19 protein-coding genes are annotated in these 16,255 nt (G+C 37.9%); 6 read left to right on the top strand and 13 right to left on the bottom strand.

Annotated elements, in window-relative coordinates; genetic code table 11:
* Nucleotides 1-181 precede the first annotated feature (181 nt).
* Both PI85_RS02195 and PI85_RS02190 read right to left on the bottom strand, forming a co-directional pair.
* Complete coding sequence (locus PI85_RS02195) at nt 182-718, bottom strand: GNAT family N-acetyltransferase (RefSeq protein ID WP_191967630.1); 537 nt, start codon at nt 716-718, stop codon at nt 182-184.
* A 98-nt stretch (nt 719-816) separates the two neighbouring features.
* On the bottom strand, nt 817-1,869 hold the full coding sequence (locus PI85_RS02190) for an AI-2E family transporter (protein WP_036121439.1): 1,053 nt from the start codon (nt 1,867-1,869) through the stop codon (nt 817-819).
* A gap of 438 nt (nt 1,870-2,307) precedes the next feature.
* Between PI85_RS02190 and PI85_RS02185 the strand changes: the two genes are divergently transcribed.
* Nucleotides 2,308-2,697 (top strand): RidA family protein, encoded by a 390-nt coding sequence (locus PI85_RS02185; RefSeq protein WP_036121441.1) that lies wholly within the window; start codon nt 2,308-2,310, stop codon nt 2,695-2,697.
* A 136-nt stretch (nt 2,698-2,833) separates the two neighbouring features.
* Here the strand turns inward: PI85_RS02185 and PI85_RS02180 are convergent, their stop codons facing one another.
* The gene (locus PI85_RS02180) at nt 2,834-3,415 is read right to left on the bottom strand and encodes a TetR/AcrR family transcriptional regulator (protein WP_036121443.1); all 582 of its coding nucleotides are present in this window, start codon (nt 3,413-3,415) and stop codon (nt 2,834-2,836) included.
* A 285-nt stretch (nt 3,416-3,700) separates the two neighbouring features.
* Here PI85_RS02180 and PI85_RS02175 point away from each other — a divergent pair, with 285 nt between their 5' ends.
* From PI85_RS02175 to PI85_RS02165, 3 genes are read left to right on the top strand one after another with little or no spacing between them, the layout of a single operon-like run.
* Complete coding sequence (locus PI85_RS02175) at nt 3,701-4,879, top strand: MFS transporter (protein WP_235318443.1); 1,179 nt, start codon at nt 3,701-3,703, stop codon at nt 4,877-4,879.
* 20 nt (nt 4,880-4,899) lie between these two features.
* A complete protein-coding gene (locus PI85_RS02170) occupies nt 4,900-5,973 on the top strand; it encodes an LLM class flavin-dependent oxidoreductase (protein ID WP_036121447.1) in 1,074 nt (357 codons plus the stop codon).
* Between the two features lie 28 nt (nt 5,974-6,001).
* Nucleotides 6,002-6,943: an alpha/beta hydrolase gene (locus PI85_RS02165; protein ID WP_036121449.1), complete on the top strand. Its 942-nt coding sequence runs from the start codon at nt 6,002-6,004 to the stop codon at nt 6,941-6,943.
* Between the two features lie 79 nt (nt 6,944-7,022).
* On the opposite strand, the gene PI85_RS02160 is transcribed toward PI85_RS02165, so the two are convergent.
* The 5 genes from PI85_RS02160 to PI85_RS02140 form a co-directional block, all read right to left on the bottom strand.
* A complete protein-coding gene (locus PI85_RS02160) occupies nt 7,023-7,961 on the bottom strand; it encodes a ring-cleaving dioxygenase (protein ID WP_036121451.1) in 939 nt (312 codons plus the stop codon).
* 75 nt (nt 7,962-8,036) lie between these two features.
* Nucleotides 8,037-8,630, bottom strand: a complete 594-nt coding sequence (locus tag PI85_RS02155; protein ID WP_042737428.1) for an NADPH-dependent FMN reductase — start codon at nt 8,628-8,630, stop codon at nt 8,037-8,039.
* Nucleotides 8,631-8,769: 139 nt separating this feature from the next.
* Nucleotides 8,770-9,114 (bottom strand): hypothetical protein, encoded by a 345-nt coding sequence (locus PI85_RS02150; protein ID WP_036121453.1) that lies wholly within the window; start codon nt 9,112-9,114, stop codon nt 8,770-8,772.
* 10 nt (nt 9,115-9,124) lie between these two features.
* Nucleotides 9,125-9,649, bottom strand: a complete 525-nt coding sequence (locus tag PI85_RS02145) for a GNAT family N-acetyltransferase (RefSeq protein WP_036121454.1) — start codon at nt 9,647-9,649, stop codon at nt 9,125-9,127.
* 14 nt (nt 9,650-9,663) lie between these two features.
* The gene (locus PI85_RS02140; protein WP_036121455.1) at nt 9,664-10,083 is read right to left on the bottom strand and encodes an Lrp/AsnC family transcriptional regulator; all 420 of its coding nucleotides are present in this window, start codon (nt 10,081-10,083) and stop codon (nt 9,664-9,666) included.
* A 106-nt stretch (nt 10,084-10,189) separates the two neighbouring features.
* Between PI85_RS02140 and PI85_RS02135 the strand changes: the two genes are divergently transcribed.
* Nucleotides 10,190-10,594, top strand: coding sequence for a hypothetical protein (locus tag PI85_RS02135; RefSeq protein ID WP_036121456.1), 405 nt, complete (start codon nt 10,190-10,192; stop codon nt 10,592-10,594).
* A gap of 54 nt (nt 10,595-10,648) precedes the next feature.
* Here PI85_RS02135 and PI85_RS02130 read toward each other — a convergent pair whose 3' ends face one another.
* Together PI85_RS02130 and PI85_RS02125 are read right to left on the bottom strand one after the other, a co-directional pair.
* Nucleotides 10,649-11,071 carry an Rrf2 family transcriptional regulator gene (locus PI85_RS02130; protein ID WP_081937084.1) on the bottom strand — a complete coding sequence of 141 codons (423 nt, stop codon included), beginning with the start codon at nt 11,069-11,071 and terminating at the stop codon, nt 10,649-10,651.
* Between the two features lie 106 nt (nt 11,072-11,177).
* Nucleotides 11,178-11,705 carry a cupin domain-containing protein gene (locus tag PI85_RS02125; RefSeq protein WP_036121457.1) on the bottom strand — a complete coding sequence of 176 codons (528 nt, stop codon included), beginning with the start codon at nt 11,703-11,705 and terminating at the stop codon, nt 11,178-11,180.
* 126 nt (nt 11,706-11,831) lie between these two features.
* Here PI85_RS02125 and PI85_RS02120 point away from each other — a divergent pair, with 126 nt between their 5' ends.
* Nucleotides 11,832-12,296: an SMI1/KNR4 family protein gene (locus tag PI85_RS02120; protein WP_036121459.1), complete on the top strand. Its 465-nt coding sequence runs from the start codon at nt 11,832-11,834 to the stop codon at nt 12,294-12,296.
* 10 nt (nt 12,297-12,306) lie between these two features.
* On the opposite strand, the gene PI85_RS02115 is transcribed toward PI85_RS02120, so the two are convergent.
* The 3 genes from PI85_RS02115 to PI85_RS02105 all read right to left on the bottom strand — a co-directional run bounded on the left by PI85_RS02115 (nt 12,307) and on the right by PI85_RS02105 (nt 15,900).
* Complete coding sequence (locus tag PI85_RS02115) at nt 12,307-13,425, bottom strand: serine hydrolase (RefSeq protein WP_036121461.1); 1,119 nt, start codon at nt 13,423-13,425, stop codon at nt 12,307-12,309.
* 457 nt (nt 13,426-13,882) lie between these two features.
* Nucleotides 13,883-14,326, bottom strand: coding sequence for an SRPBCC family protein (locus PI85_RS02110; RefSeq protein ID WP_036121463.1), 444 nt, complete (start codon nt 14,324-14,326; stop codon nt 13,883-13,885).
* Between the two features lie 125 nt (nt 14,327-14,451).
* On the bottom strand, nt 14,452-15,900 hold the full coding sequence (locus tag PI85_RS02105; protein ID WP_036121465.1) for an Msr family ABC-F type ribosomal protection protein: 1,449 nt from the start codon (nt 15,898-15,900) through the stop codon (nt 14,452-14,454).
* Nucleotides 15,901-16,255: the final 355 nt, after the last annotated feature.

The following is a 16,255-nucleotide window of genomic DNA, read 5'->3' as shown; positions in this document are numbered from 1 at the left end:
TTGTTAATAAGGCGTTTTCCCCCTGTATTGAACGATAAAAATAAATGTATTTGTCATCATGACCGCCCCCTATAGCAAAGATTCATAACTATAATAACATACCTTTTTATACATTATTAACATTTTTTTCTTTTTAGCAAAATTAAAACCAGCACAAATATTCTCTGTGCTGGCTTAGTTTCTACTTTGATATTTCCCTATACTCTTCCAGAAGAATACTCATAATGATTTCATCTGAAAAAGTATTATTCATAAATAATGCCTGCCTCAATACACCTTCTTTTTTGAAGCCAACCTTTTCATAGGATTTGATCCCTCTAATATTATGAGAGTAAACTTGTAGTTCCAAACGATTCAGACATAGCTCCTCAAATGTAAATTTTTGAGCAAGTTGAACTGCTTCTGATCCAAGACCTCTGCCACAATCCTCTAATCCATGCAGGGCTATACGAAACATTGCCTTCTTATTATCTAAATCCACTTCCATAATAGCTAAGTCACCAATTACTTGATCATTATCTACTAAACAAATAGCAAAATCATAGCGAGTAGAATCTTCTTTAAAGCGGTAGATAGCCTCTTTAATTTGTTCTTTTGTTAGCAAGTTACGAGTTCCTGTCATATACATGATTTCCTCATTTTGAAAGCATTTTTCAATACTTTCGCTATCATTAACAGAGATTTCTCTTAAATATACCCTCTGACCCTTTACCATCATTGTCAAAAACACCCCCTACTTATCTTAAATGAGCTACGCCTGTAAATTAATAAAGAATCATCTCTACATACAAGATGATCCCTTTTGTAAAGCTATTTTTATTCCATTAATTTTTTGTCCTCAACGACGTCCATTTTCTGTTTAGATTCTTCTGAGGAAGTAACCCCTAGAATATCAAGTAAGAACATGAACAATGGGATACCGATGATTAATCCCCATACACCAAGGAAATGCTCTGAGAAAAGGATGACCATAAATGTGTAGAAAATCGGTAAATCTGTCTTGGCTGACATAAGCTTTGGATTTAAGAAATACGCTTCAATCGCATGTAAGACCATAACAATTACTAAAATGTAGACAATGTACATTAAGCCACCAATACTATAGGCGATAATACTGAGTGGGATTAATGAAATAATAACACCTGCAACTGGCACTAAGCCAAGAATAAACAGCATAATCCCAAGAGCAATTAGATGTGGGAAGCCCATAATCGAAAGGGCAATCACTGATAATACACAGTTAACAGCAGCAATAATGAACTGTGCCTCAATTACTTTACCAAATGAACGGATGAAAATTCTTGAAAAATAATGCAGTTCATCGTAAAGAGGTCCAATTTTACTATCCTTAAACTTTGCTGTAAATTCAATGATGCGTTTCTTTTCCAACAAGATGAACAAACTCAATATTAGGGAGATCAAAATTTGCATAATGATTTTACCAATATTCGTAATATTTTTAAGAGTTATATCCACACCCTGTTCTAAATACTTACCAAGCTCAATCTTCTCAAAGGTTGGAGCCAAATATCTCGCAATCTCATTGTCATCTGGATCGAGGTTAAAGCTAGCAATAAGATCAAAAAGCTGTGTGACTTGCTGCGTGACAATGGGCAAGTATTTGTAAATCACAGCAACAATACCAGCGACCAGTAACAAATATAATGTTACAGTAACAGCCTTTTCATTCATCGGTGTGTATTTTCTTATTTTTTTCGTTGTCTTCGTAGTAAGCTGATTCATCAAATAGGTAATAATAAATGTAAGCAAAATTAAGTTGATCATACTTCGCATTAAATACAATGCAACAGCAATTCCAACTAGAATGATAAAACGTTTAAATCCATTACTCCGAAAGAAATTATTCATTTATTCACTCCTTCTACAAAACGGCCTCGCTGCCTTTGCCACCTAAGGTTGCACTAGTAACTAAACATCAGTAGTAAACATTAATTTACATCAATACGCATCATTCTTATGTAAAAATTTCCCTCTCATTTAATGAGTATAGCCATCCACCTTCAAATTAAGACGAAATTCATGTTTCTTTAGAAGTATCTGTATAAAACCTAAGGGCGTGAAGTGAATTGTATGTCTAGTCAAATTAAAAAGTTAATACTTTTATCTATTTTGAATGCTTTATCAGCGTATAAGCCTATATTTTATGAATCTATTATAACCCTTTGTATCGACATATCCAATTTGTAAGTTCATTTATAATGGTATTTGTACTACTTTTATCTATGATTACTCTATGCTATTTTAATGGAGAGATGAAAATGAATAATAGAGAAGGAGATGGATTCAATGAAAATTAGTAGAAATCCAGAAAACATTCATCCACCGGTAGCCCCTTATGTACATCAGATCGAAGTAACAGGACCAAACAGATGGTTAACATTATCCGGGCAAATTGGCATGGAGATAGATGGGTCAATTTCTGAGGATCCGGTTGCCCAATTGAAGATAGCACTAGATAATATTCGGAAAAATCTTGATCATGCCAATATGGAGATTCAAGATATTACAAAGCTCGTGTTTTACTTGGTAGGCGATATGAATGCTCAACAACGAAAAGAAATAATGGATGATTTTTTACAAGGACATCTTCCATGTACAACCTTACTGTACGTAGTGGCACTGGCTGCTCCGGCCATAAAGGTCGAGATTGATGCTTGGGCTTGTAAAGAAGTATAAATTTATTTTATGTAGAGCTTTATAGATATGTGATTTGAATTTAATAATGGAAAAATAACCCAAAAAAACCCTTTAAATTATTATTTTTAAAGGGTTACATGGACATTCATATTTTATTCTTTACTAGTTTAAAATTTTATTTAAGTAATGTCAGAGTCGTGGCTATTGCATTATCAACGAATGAACGCTGTGGCTGTGATTTCATCATAACAGTTAATCCAATTAACGATACAATGAGTGCCTGTGCAAGTGATTTTGCATCCGTGTCAGCCTCAAGCTCCCCCGCCTGGACCCCTCGCTCAATGGTCTCCTGAAAAATAACTGCTAAATAAAGTTGATGCTCCCTCGTTAAAATCTCAAATCTTTCGTCATGAGGAGCGAGTTCAACCATTGTATTAATACAAAAACAACCGTTACTAAGATCTTTCGTATACTCAGCTTGAATCACTTCTTCAAAAAAAGTAGCAAATGACTGCTTTACAGAAACATGACTTTGAAGTCTAGCCCGTATATCAGCTGCTCTAGATGTCGTATATCTACGCAGTGCTGCTTCGAATAGCTCTTTTTTATCCCCAAAGGTTGAATAAATACTTGGACGTTGAATGCCCATTCTTGAAGTAAGATCACTTAGAGAAGTAGCTTCATATCCCTTCTCCCAAAATAACTGCATGGCAGCCTCTAAAACTTTTTCTTCATCAAATTCACGGGTTCTTGCCATAAAATCACCTCCACTGTAGTAGAATTCGCCATTTAAACTATATAAAAATTAAAATACCAAACAGTATGTAATCATTGTATAATCAGCTGGTTCCATTGTCAATTTTACTCTATTTTCAGTAAGAAGGTAAAAATAAATACAAAAAACACTTGACACTATCAATAACGGTAAGATATATTTACCAATAATTATATTGTACCGTTCGGTACGTTATAATGAAATTCTATATGGACTGGAGGATATAAGATGGACGAAGATCTTAGACAGACATGGGATGCACCTGCGATGAATCTACCGTCGTCCATGCCACGCGCTGTCACATTTTTATTCGCAGCAGCCTGTGGAATGTCAGTCGCCAATATTTATTTTGCACAGCCGCTACTAGATCAGCTGTCTATTGCGTTTAATATTGATCCGTCGATTATTGGCGTTGTCATTACAATCACGCAAATCTTTTACGGGATAGGCCTATTGCTTTTAGTGCCACTTGGGGACTTACTTAATCAGCGACGTTTGATTATTGGTCAAATGCTATTATCCACAACTGCTTTAGTTATAGTTGGTACCGCTTCTTATAGCATAGTTCTTTTCGCAGGCATGGCTTTAGTAGGTTTACTTGCAGTTGTGACACAAACGCTTGTAGCATTTGCAGCAACCATCGCTTCCCCAGCTGAGCGTGGACGCGTCGTTGGTATTGTTACAAGTGGGATTGTCATTGGCATACTGCTTGCTCGTACCTTCGCAGGACTATTAACTGACCTTGCAGGATGGCGTACTGTCTATCTATTCTCTGCTGCCTTCATGCTCATCATGGTCTGTTTGTTTGTAAAGGTATTACCTACAGTGGAGCGCGAAGTAAAATCACTCACCTACCATCAGCTCATTAAATCTGTGTTCACTTTATTAAAACAAGAACGAACTTTACGTATCCGTGCCGTTCTAGCCATGTTAATTTTTGCTGATTTCAGTATTTTGTGGACATCACTTGTTCTTCCACTTAGTGCACCACCGTTGGCCCTTTCACATAGCGTAATTGGTGCTTTTGGTCTTGTTGGAGTGACCGGAGCGTTGGCAGCGGCCCGAGCAGGGAAATTGGCTGATCGAGGATACGCACAAAGAACAACAGGTATAGCATTAGCACTGTTACTATTTTCCTGGTTGTTTATTAGCTATCTAGAGCAATCGTTATTTGCGTTAATTGTAGGAATCGTATTGCTAGATTTAGCTGTACAGGCCGTACATGTTACGAATCAGGCGATAATTCTTCCATTACGTACAGAGGCACGAAGTCGACTTACTGCCGGATATATGATTTTTTATTCCATTGGCAGTGCAAGTGGCTCCATTGCTTCTACTCAAATATATGCACACTTTGGCTGGGAAGGGATTTCTTTCCTCGGAGCTTCAATTAGTGCTCTAGCAATTCTTTTTTGGGTAACGACTCTACGCTTTACAAAACAATAATTTGACAAGGAGAAAGACAAATGGAAATAGGAATTACCTCTTTTGTAGAAACAAAACCAGATGTTCATAGTGGGGAAGTGATTAGTCATGCCCAACGCTTGCGTGAAGTGGTTGAAGAAATTATTCTTGCCGATCAAGTAGGATTGGATGTATTTGGCATTGGCGAGCATCATCGAGAAGACTATGCTGCATCTTCCCCTGCAATGGTGTTGTCCGCCGCTGCTTCACAAACGGAAAAAATACGACTTACAAGTGCGGTGACTGTCCTTTCTTCAGCTGACCCGGTTCGCGTCTATCAAGATTTTTCTACTTTAGATGGACTTTCCAATGGGCGTGCGGAAATTATGGCAGGTCGTGGGTCGTTCATCGAATCCTTCCCGTTATTTGGATATGATTTAAATGACTATGATGAACTATTTGAAGAGCATTTAGATTTATTACTTAAAATTCGTGAGGAAGAAAAAGTAGTGTGGGAAGGAAAGCATCGACCGGCGATCAATAATTTAGGTGTGTATCCAAGACCTGTTCAAAAGTCCTTACCTATTTGGGTTGGTAGTGGAGGAAATCAACAATCAGCCATTCGGGCAGGTCTTTTAGGATTACCACTTATGCTAGCAATCATCGGTGGCAGTCCTATGCAGTTTGCTCCAATCGTACAACTTTATAAAAAAGCTGCTGCTCATGCAGGTCATGATTTATCTAAGCTTCAGGTAGGCTCCCATTCGATAGGGTTCGTTGGCCCGAATAACGAGTGGGCAGCAGATACATTCTTCCCATCTACACAGGCAGGCATGAATAAACTGGGCAAAGAACGGGGTTGGCCGTATTATGATCGTTCTAGCTATGATGCTGCACGTAGTTTTGAAGGAGCATTATATGTAGGTGATTCAGAGACAGTTGCTCAGAAAATTATTCATCTTCGTAAACATGTAGGGATCACACGATTTATGTTATACGTACCTTTAAGTACAATGCCACATGATCAAGTCATGCAAGCTATAGAACTTCTAGGAACTGAAGTGGCTCCTCGTGTGCGTGAAGAAGTTGCCCAATGGGAGGCGGAAATGGCTGTAGCAGGACATCTATTTATTTAAAATTTTGTTACTTTAAAGGAGGATTTATATGACAATCAATGCCCGAATCTTACCTGAATTAACGCAGGCTTACTCGCAATTTCCAGGCTTTCGCCTAGACGAAGATTTAGAGTGGAGTCGTCGTCTCTTAGCCCAATCACCATTAGAGGAGTCAGAACTTGTATTTACAACTAATCGTACAATTCCTAGAGGTGATGGAGGTGAAATGCTAGTTAAAATATATGAACCCGTTAAACGGAGCAACGATAAACTTCCAGCTATGCTTTGGATTCATGGTGGTGGTTTTGTTATGGGACACCCCGATATGGATGATCTTCTATGTGAACGTTTTGTTCAGACCGCTAACTGCGTTGTCGTTTCTGTTGATTATCGACTTGCTCCTGAACATCCTTATCCAGCCGCGATTGAAGATTGTTATGCAGGGTTAGTATGGATGACAGCTGAGGCTCCATCACTCTGCATTGATGTTAAACGAGTGGCAATTGCTGGTGCAAGTGGAGGCGGAGGGCTAACAGCAGCTCTAGCATTAATGGCTCGCGATAAAGGAGGGCCCGCGATTATATTCCAGATGCCACTGTATCCAATGCTTGATAACCGAAATGAAACACCTTCTAGCTATGAAATTACTAACAGTCACGCAACTTGGAATAGAACAAATAATTTGACCGCTTGGCGTATGTACTTAGGAGAAGAACAGGACACCCATGAACTTTCTCCATATGCGGTTCCTTCAAGAGCAGATAACTTAGCAGGACTACCGCCTACCTACACATGTATAGGCCAACTTGATTTATTCAGAGATGAAACCCTCGACTATGTAGCACGACTTGCTCAAGCAGGAGTAGATGTTGAGATGAATCTCTATCCTGGTAGCTTTCATTGCTTTGATGTCTTTGTGCCGAATGCTGAAATTAGTCAGCGCACTAGTCAAAATTATTTAGATGCCATGGCCCGTGCGCTCAACGGCTGATGAGGATGGCGCCGGATCAAAAAAATGCGAAAATGTTGAGTTCTCAACATTTCGCATTGATTTAAGTAGATTCTATATATTAGTCAAGCTCACGTACTTTAATCGGAATTAATGCACTTTCTAATTGCTCTCGTTGTTGCTCATATTGAGATGGTAACATTAATTGGCTTCCCATCGTCTCCATTGTTTCGTCATGAGCAAATCCCGGAGGATCCGTAGCAATTTCAAATAAAATTTCACCAGGTTCACGGAAATAAATCGCATTAAAATAATTACGATCCTTGACTTCCGTTACATGTTGACCATGATTCATAACATACTCTTGCCATTCTAAATGATCCGTATTATCTTGAGCTCTCCACGCAATATGGTGAACCGTCCCTACACCCATTTGTCCACGTTGTCCTACAACCACTTTTAAATCAACTGTGTTGCCAATCTCCGCATTAGATTTAAAACGAGTATAGTCACCCTCTGTCGCTACTCTTTCAAGACCCATTACCTCTGTTAAAACTTTTGCAGTCTCTTCAGGGTGGCTAGAATATAATGTAGCTCCACCAAATCCTTTAATGGCAACCTCTGGCGTTACTTCTCCAAATGTCCAGTTATTTAATTCGCCTGCAGAACGCGCAACGAGTTCGATATGCAGACCGTGCGGATCATCGAACTGAATGACTTGCTCACCAAAGCGTTCAGCTTTTTGGAAAGGAATCGAAAATTTTGCTAAACGATTAATCCAAAATGGTAGTGCCCCCTCTGGTACAACATACGTTGTGACACCAACTTGACCGTCACCAATACGCCCTTGATAAGCATTGGCCCAAGGGAAGAATGTAATGATTGTTCCAGGTTTCCCACCTGCATCACCGAAATATAAATGATATGTGCCAGGATCATCGAAGTTTACTGTTTGTTTCACTAAACGCAAGCCTAATACACCTGCATAAAAATCAATATTCTCTTGTGGATGGCCTACAATAGCTGTGATATGGTGAATACCTGCTGTATGTTTTTTCATGTTAACATGCCCTTTCCTGACTAATTTTTCTCTCCCATACTTTATCCAATTTCGTCCTATCTCAAACGCGTAAGCTTAACGAATAGTGTATAAAGCTTTTGACCATGGGATTACTTGATCTAACATTTGATTGACTGAATCAGTTTGTACAGCTTGTGGTTTAAAGTCTGAACCATTTTCAAAATCTGTGAATAATGATAATGCAGGGTGAACACGTACATCTGCGATTAAAAGCTCACCCATGATGCCACGTAAATGTTCTGCTGCACGAGCACCACCTACAGAACCATATGAAACGATACCTGCTGCTTTGTTATTCCACTCAACACGTAAATAATCTAGTGCATTTTTTAGAGCGCCTGTAATAGAGTGATTGTATTCTTGTACGATGAACACAAATCCATCTTGTTTAGCAATAACTTCTGACCAAGCCTGTGCACCTGAAGCATCTTGCCCTGGCTCTCCTAATAATGGCAATTTATAATCAGCGATATCAATCACTGTATAGTTTGCATCTCCTCGTTGATCTGCAATTTCCTTTACCCATTGCGCTACCTGAGGACTTACACGTCCCTCACGTGTTGATCCAATAATAATACCGATATTTAATTCTGCCATTGCTTGTTCCTCCTCTTTTTTTGAAGAAAATAATTTATTCCAAAAACCCATTATTGTACCTCCTTACGAAAGCTAAAGGTTTGAATTCGTTTATCTTGAATTTATTTATCTTGAATTCGAGATAATAATAACATGCCTCTTTCCTAAACGTCAACACCTTTGTTTTATTAATTTGAAAAAGCAGAGGAATCTATCCCTCTGCTCTTACTAGATGTCTATTAACTTGTGATTTTAAACAGCTATATTGAGCATTATTTGTATCCTGATAGGCCTCTGTCCTATTCGAATCAATGTCTTGATAATCAATTTTAGATGAAAACTGCTCTTCCGTAAAATCTATTCTCTCTCCATTTATTACATTATAAAAGTGCCAGCCTTCATCCAAACGTGTTTTCCTAATTTCCCCGCCAAGTATATCTTGCACCACTAGAGAGGTAACACCACATTGTCCTTTTGCAGGATTTTCAACGCTCCATTTAGAACTTGATTGGGCCGACCAAGATTGCCTTAGAGCGTTTAATACATTTTTCTTCATGCTTGTCTCCTTAAAATGGAACGTCATCTATTTTAATAGGCGTTGGATTTCCTAGAACCCAATCTTCTTTAATAGCACCATAGACAATACTATCGGTCACTGTGCCATCTTCATTTTCCCAGGCATTTCGTAAATAGCCTTCCTTCACAAAACCAGCTTTGCTAAAACATTTCCGCATCCCTATATTGTCAACTCTTGTATAGCCTTCAATACGAATCTTACCCCTTACCTCAAATAGATACTCTTGTAACCATCGAAGTGCCATTACGCCATATCCTTTCCCCCTACAATTTGTATGTAGGCGGATATCAAACAGTGGGATGGTGTCACTGATATCATGAATAAAGATAATTCCTACTCTATTTCCATTTTCCATTATCCAATATGTTTCACGATCATTCTCATAATATCCCTTTGCGAACGCTGCTCGGACGCTCTCTTCTTTTACGTGCTGATTGGTGTGGTAAATCCATTTATTTTGAGTTAGTAAATGGACTAAGTCATCTATTTCACCCGTAAATAATTTGATTTCCATAAAGATCCCCTTTTTTATAAGTCCTCACATATATCAGAAAAGATAAAATTGGTTTTTGTATGTGCATATAGCTGTAAATCATCAATAAATTGCTCTACATCAGAAAAAGATTGAAAATGAGCCTTTAATAAGAAACAAGCCTCTCCTGATATTCGATAGCAAAAATTGACGTTTGTAAATGTCAGGATATGTTCTTTAAAATCTGCATAGCGATTATTTTTAATTGTTGCCTCTATTATAGCTTCAATGGGAAAGCCTAGCGCCTTTGAATTAATGTCTAATGTATATTTCCTTATAACTTGCTGTTCCTCTAAATGTCGTACCCTTTCACGAACTGCAGGGGCCGATAAATGTACTCTTCTGCCTAACTCACTCATAGAAATTCGGCTATCTTTTTTCAATTCTGTTAGTATTGTTTCATTAATGAAATCCATTGTAGAAAATTCCCTTCATTTTAAAGGAGAAAGAAAATATTTCCCTTCGAATTGGTATGTGAACAAGGCCATTCATATTTTACACTAATTATAGGAGGGAACATTAATGACACTCATTCATTTATATGACAAGGGCTTAACGCCATTTCAACAACTACTAGGCTATAACGAGGAAATACAGTCGCATTGGTTACAATTAGGAGAAACGGTCGAAAAGGACGGTCATTTATCTGCACATTTAAAAGAAGAGGTCCGAAAAACATTAGCACAAAAAAATGGTTGTCAATATTGTCAGGCGAAAGGTATACCTGACCCTCAACATTACGATGAGAAAACAGCCGTTTGTACAGGTTTTGCTGAGGCATTTTTAGTGACTAAAGGTCATACCGCACCCTATGTCACCGCTGTCTTAAAAGAATATTTAACAGAGGCTGAAATCAGTGAACTACTGGCATTTATTTGTTTCACAACCGCACAGCAATACTTTGGGGCTCTTATGCAATTGAAATAACAATAGAACTAGAGTCCCCTAGTTCTTATCCATCCATTTCAACATTCTAGCCGCCTACTTCATTTTTTTATCGATTTCATGAGCAATATCAATAATCAATTTATTACTTAGCTCTTCTTTCATATTGTTCTCAGCATCCACCATTACTTGCTCAATGAGACAACCTTCATTATGAAAGGAATCCTCGTGGTCAGAGGAACAGCTGAATAATGAGGTTTGTCCCTCGATTGCGTAAATCACATCTAAAAAGGAAACTTCTTGAGGGCGCTTCGAAATGCGATAACCTCCATTGACCCCTGGATTTGATTCGATTAACCCCGCCTTTACAAGCTTTGTTAAAATTTTTGAAAGATAGGTTGGAGATAGTTTCTGCATGTCTGCTAGTGTCTCAACATTCATTGATTTTCCTTTAGGCGTATGCGTTAAAAATACCATTGTATGTAACGCATAGTTTGTTGCTTTTGAATATTTCATCATTCATTACCTTCTTTCATTAATTAAGGACCTTTATTATCTGCAATTAAAAAACATTCTACCATATATCGAGAAAAAAGCATGTTAAATAAAACACGCTTTTTATTTTTTAATATTCTTGACCATAGCCCGCTTCCTCAGACTCTGCATCTGCCTTCGTCACATGAATAGTCCCAGATGGATGATTGGGAGGCGCATAAATCGTGTAGAGCTTTAATGGTTCATTTCCTATATTCGTAATATTATGCCATGTCCCTGCGGGTACCATGATGGCCGTATCTTCAGAAACATTTCTTTGAACGTTTAAATAATCCTTAGTCGGTCCCATTTGGGCAATTCCCTTACCCTCTTCAATACAAATGAATTGATCGACATGCGGATGCACTTCTAAGCCAATATCATCACCTACATCGATGCTCATCACAGTTACTTGTAAGTTTGACCCTGTCCATAATGCTGTACGGTAATTTCTGTTTTGCTTTGTAACGTCCTCTATGTCCACAACGAATGGCTCTGGTCCATAATCTCTCCGCATATTACTTCTGGTCCCCTGCTCTAGCTGTGTTGGATAAGCCCAATAAACAGGGTGGTAGCCATAGTTATACACGGGGTAATTATGATAATAAGGGTAATGCATTGATCTCAATCCTCTCACATATTATAAACGTATAGTATGCAGACAGTCGAAGGAATGTACGAATTCTAGCTACCTTAACTACAAGGGCGCTCTTTAAATGTCATTATGAAAAAGTGAGGTTTTTTGATGTATGAGAATTTAATAAAAAAGCTAGCTCATACTACATCGATTAAGTGGCATCCAGGATGCAATGTAAAAGATAGCTGGATAGCCGAAGCAGAATTAGAGCTAGGATTTCAATTACCGCCCTCTTATTGCTGGTGGTTAATGAATTATGGTAATGCCCGACTAAATGGAGGAAACATTCTGACGGTCAGTCAACCTGAATACAGAGATATCGGCGATAGCGACATTCTCTATATTCACCGTCTGAACTTGGCTGATGAAGATTGGTACAGAAAATATCCAAATAGATTGGACTTATTTGTCCCAGACGCAGATGAGCTTTATTTTTTCGATTTATCCGCAAAAGATAAAGATGGGGAATTTCCCGTCATGTGTTATGACCTAATGAATGACATGATTGATGAGTACGCAGCTACATTCTCTGCTTTTCTTGAAAGATTACTTGATGAACATAGATCATTTTAAAGGCCATTCACTACATAGATAATTCCCTTTGAAGACGCGTCCTAAATTTTTCGTCTGTAAGAAATTTTAATTGAAAACTATTCATGCTAGTAGATAATTTAATTTGTTGTATTGTATTTAAGTCGTTAGCAAAAAAGGCTATCTCCGTCTGATTCCCATCCTTATCTTCCGCATAGGCGGCTAGTGTCAATACGAAGGCTGTTGACCCTCCTTTTTGACCTGCATGTATAAGCCATTCTTGATTCCTAGGGTTTTGCATCAATTGTTCCATCACAGGATCTAAGTATTTATGTACATCTTCTGTAAAGTAATTTTTACTATTCAACTTTTCTAAAATAGAAATGTAGTCACTAGTAGAAGCCCTTATTAAACGATCAGACCATACCCCCTGAACATCCATATTGAGCATTTTTATTGCCTGAGCTTTCTCCTCTTTTGTTAAAGGTTTTTCTAGCCATTTCTCATGAATAACCATTGCCCGCTCTCGATATTCAGCCATCCCCATATCTTTTAAAGCCGCTAGTACTTCTTTTTTCGTTAGACTCTTTTCATCTAGCAATTGAATCGGGATGTAGAGAGCACTTGCGATTGGATAGAGGGGTTCATGACCCTTTACATCCAGTTGAGTGAGAACCTCATTAATAGTTTGGAGCCCTAGTACATGCATTAAATAATCTGTATTGGCATTAGAATTATAAGTAATCATTCCCTTTGCAACCTCGCTCAGCGGCACACTTTCCTTGCCATTGAGGTTTAACTGCGCGAGCCACGCTTCATGTGCGCCACCATCTGTTTTTGGGATATAAAATGTCTCTAATTCCCTTAAGCGAACTTGTTGCTGAGGATTAATATGTCCATCTGCGACTTGTTGCGCATATGCGATAGCGACGATTATTTTAACCGTACTGGCTAAAGGCAGTGGTTCCTTTGTATGCTGCTCTACCCAGCTTTGGCGATTATATTGTATCGCTATGGAAACATTTTTATTGCCCTTATTCTCTTTCATAAATTGCACAATATATTCAGGGTCGTCTTTCTTGACTTCTTTTTGGATTTTCCAAAATACAATGCCTATGACAAACCCTGTACATACTAAAAGGCCACCAGTTAGCCAAACCCACTTTTTCATACCAATCCCTCCTTTATGCAGTAGATGAATGATTTAATCAGAGCGCTATTGCCCTATTTATAGCTTCAGGTGGGATGACTTCTACAACTAGGCACACGAAATTTCTAAATTGGTTCGAAGCAAATTGTAGCCGTAATGTCCATTCTCCCCCATCCTTCATCCCGGAAGGTAAGAAAGGGATGTTCAGCAAAGCATTGATGAATTTAGTCATCGATTTTTCTTGAGAAATAAAACGAATGCTAATGAAGCCAAAAAAATAAACTTAGAAAAACACTCGATAAATTAGCCATATATTGAATGTAATAATGATTATCCATTATTGTACTTTGTTGAAGCATTAAATTAGAAACAATCGTCGGACTAAATAACGAAATAACAGCGATCAAAATGATACAAAATGAAAAAATTCGTTTATCCAAAAAATCACCTCAAAAATAGGTCATCAAATCATACTACTCTAATGAATTAATGAAGCTCTTAAAGTATTTATGCCATTTTCTAAGTATCCTTTGAGACAGGTTAATGTATAAATCCAGCCTTCTTTTTGACCCATCATTTTCGTCACAATTTCCGGATCATGTGCGTTCAGTCCTGATTCCACTACCTCAATGATTGTCTCACCTTGATATTCCTCAAGGGTCATAGTAACAATCGTCACTTCACCATGCTCCTCTCCCCAAGAAAATACAATTTTTTTGTTAGTCTCTATTTCAAGTACTGAGATAATTCCTTCTGCGCTATACTCCTCGTATCTCAATGTAATCCTCTTCCCCTCTGCCCATCTTTCAGAGCTACTAGAAAACCAATAATGTCCGATTTCAGTAGGAGAAATAATGGCTTCAAAAACTTTATGAGCTGGCTGCTTGATTTTTAATTTAGTCGTCACATTCGTATTCAACATCGATCATCATCCTTTTCATAGTGTCTATCTATCACATTCGCCAAATTTCCCCTCTTCCCTCTCTTTGATTAAAACTTTAATAAAAAGATGCGATTCCTCCTAATGGTAGAATCGCATCTTTACAGTTAAAATATCTTATTATTTTTTATTGTAAATTGTATGTCTGCTACATTTTCAATAAAATTTTTATCATGAGTCACGAAGATTATGGTTCCCTCATAAGCCGTTATAAATTGCTCTAGCGCCTCTAATGCTTGAATATCTAAGAAGTTAGTTGGCTCATCTAATAACAGTATATTATAGCTTCCTAAAAACAGATAACACAGCTGGAGGCGTACCGCTTCACCACCGCTTAAAGAGTTCACACCCTTTTGTATATCAGTTCCTACAAACTGCATGGAACTTAGAACGCTTCGTAAAAAGCCTTCATCGCAATCAGAGCGATTTTTTAAAAATTGGAGGACCGTTTCCTCACTTTTAAATTGGTAGCCCATTTGATGAAAATAGCCTATTTTGGCCTTAGGGGAAATGGTTAACCCATCCCCATAGTTTGCAATATGTTGTAGTAAGGTACTTTTCCCACAACCGTTACTACCTGCAAGTGCAATTTTTTTACCCAATGGTATTTGAAAGCTTACGACATCCAATAGGACTGTTCCTGGAACGTGTAAAGTGAATTGATCTGCCATAATCGGAAATTTATTGTGTAATTCCAATGCCTTCGATTGTCGAAAAACTATATTTCTGTCTACCTGCACTGCATCTACTTTCTGAAGCTTCTCTATTCGCTGTTCTATTGCCTTGGCTGCACGTTGTACGTTTTTTTGACTTGTCCCTTTGGACTTTGTCATAAACATGCGATTCGGCTTTGCATGAGCTTCTCTTTTTGACATGTTACCTGCTTGGGTAATTTTTTCAGCCTTTTTCATTTTATCTTCGGCAGCTTGTTCAAGACGACTTCTTTCTTTCAAGTATAAGTCATGCGCCTGACGTTGTTGATCTTGCTCCAGCTGCTTTTGCCAAGCATAATTACTATAATTGCCAGAATAAATGTTTACTGTGCCCCCATCAATCTCCCAAATTGTTGTGACCAATTGATTCAGAACCGCACGGTCATGGCTAATTAGTACGAGCGCACCATAGTAATAACGCAATTCATCCACTAGAAATGAAATACCCTCTTGATCTAAATGTGTTGTTGGTTCATCAATGAGCAGTGCTTCCTCATAGAAAGAAAATAAATGAGCTAACTTTAATCTCGTTTGTTCCCCACCACTTAGTCCTTCAGAATTTACTGGAATAGCTAATTTTCCTAATAACTGTGGCTCTGCCTCTACAGGCGTTGGTGCTTCCATTTGTTCAAAATAGCCGAACTGTACATGACTATTTACCATCCCAGTTGTCGGCTGAACCTTGCTAGCAAGTAACTTCATTAATGTACTTTTTCCAGCGCCATTTTTCCCAACGATACCGATTCGATCGAATTGATGAATGGCTAATTTTTCAATGTTTAAAATCTCTTTATCTAAATAATTTACAATTACGTGTTCTAATTCAAAGCAAACTTTTTCCATATGACTACCTCCCGAAATTAACTCATTTCGTATCGATAGCTATGGTACCGATACGAGCCTCTAGTTAAAGCTCATATCAAAAGAATAATAGCATATGCATGATCTATTCCTCCTTATTAAATAAAACAAAAAATCACAGACAATTTGCCTGTGATCCAAGTAACTAGGATATATTAAAGAATAAGCAGCCTCTTTAAATAAAGGCGTGAGCTATTCTCTTTCTTGCGCAATTGAAGATGATTAAAAAAGGACAGACTATCCCGTATACTCTGGGTTCACAAACAGAGTTTTTGACCCTATTCAGTTATTGGTTCAAAACGGTGCAACGTAGTCTCATTGTATATGTCATTTTTTA

It is taken from the genome of Lysinibacillus sp. A1 (assembly GCF_000801965.1).
Classification (GTDB): Bacteria; Bacillota; Bacilli; order Bacillales_A; family Planococcaceae; genus Lysinibacillus; species Lysinibacillus fusiformis.
Note: the sequence above shows the minus strand (reverse complement) of the source record. Positions and strands in the feature narration are given on the sequence as shown.

Coding starts and splice junctions, on each gene's coding strand:
- PI85_RS02195 (WP_191967630.1), bottom strand. CDS start 718: ATGATGGTAAAGGGTCAGAGGGTATATTTAAGAGAAATCTCTGTTAAT.
- PI85_RS02190 (WP_036121439.1), bottom strand. CDS start 1,869: ATGAATAATTTCTTTCGGAGTAATGGATTTAAACGTTTTATCATTCTA.
- PI85_RS02185 (WP_036121441.1), top strand. CDS start 2,308: ATGAAAATTAGTAGAAATCCAGAAAACATTCATCCACCGGTAGCCCCT.
- PI85_RS02180 (WP_036121443.1), bottom strand. CDS start 3,415: ATGGCAAGAACCCGTGAATTTGATGAAGAAAAAGTTTTAGAGGCTGCC.
- PI85_RS02175 (WP_235318443.1), top strand. CDS start 3,701: ATGAATCTACCGTCGTCCATGCCACGCGCTGTCACATTTTTATTCGCA.
- PI85_RS02170 (WP_036121447.1), top strand. CDS start 4,900: ATGGAAATAGGAATTACCTCTTTTGTAGAAACAAAACCAGATGTTCAT.
- PI85_RS02165 (WP_036121449.1), top strand. CDS start 6,002: ATGACAATCAATGCCCGAATCTTACCTGAATTAACGCAGGCTTACTCG.
- PI85_RS02160 (WP_036121451.1), bottom strand. CDS start 7,961: ATGAAAAAACATACAGCAGGTATTCACCATATCACAGCTATTGTAGGC.
- PI85_RS02155 (WP_042737428.1), bottom strand. CDS start 8,630: ATGGGTTTTTGGAATAAATTATTTTCTTCAAAAAAAGAGGAGGAACAA.
- PI85_RS02150 (WP_036121453.1), bottom strand. CDS start 9,114: ATGAAGAAAAATGTATTAAACGCTCTAAGGCAATCTTGGTCGGCCCAA.
- PI85_RS02145 (WP_036121454.1), bottom strand. CDS start 9,649: ATGGAAATCAAATTATTTACGGGTGAAATAGATGACTTAGTCCATTTA.
- PI85_RS02140 (WP_036121455.1), bottom strand. CDS start 10,083: ATGGATTTCATTAATGAAACAATACTAACAGAATTGAAAAAAGATAGC.
- PI85_RS02135 (WP_036121456.1), top strand. CDS start 10,190: ATGACACTCATTCATTTATATGACAAGGGCTTAACGCCATTTCAACAA.
- PI85_RS02130 (WP_081937084.1), bottom strand. CDS start 11,071: ATGATGAAATATTCAAAAGCAACAAACTATGCGTTACATACAATGGTA.
- PI85_RS02125 (WP_036121457.1), bottom strand. CDS start 11,705: ATGCATTACCCTTATTATCATAATTACCCCGTGTATAACTATGGCTAC.
- PI85_RS02120 (WP_036121459.1), top strand. CDS start 11,832: ATGTATGAGAATTTAATAAAAAAGCTAGCTCATACTACATCGATTAAG.
- PI85_RS02115 (WP_036121461.1), bottom strand. CDS start 13,425: ATGAAAAAGTGGGTTTGGCTAACTGGTGGCCTTTTAGTATGTACAGGG.
- PI85_RS02110 (WP_036121463.1), bottom strand. CDS start 14,326: ATGTTGAATACGAATGTGACGACTAAATTAAAAATCAAGCAGCCAGCT.
- PI85_RS02105 (WP_036121465.1), bottom strand. CDS start 15,900: ATGGAAAAAGTTTGCTTTGAATTAGAACACGTAATTGTAAATTATTTA.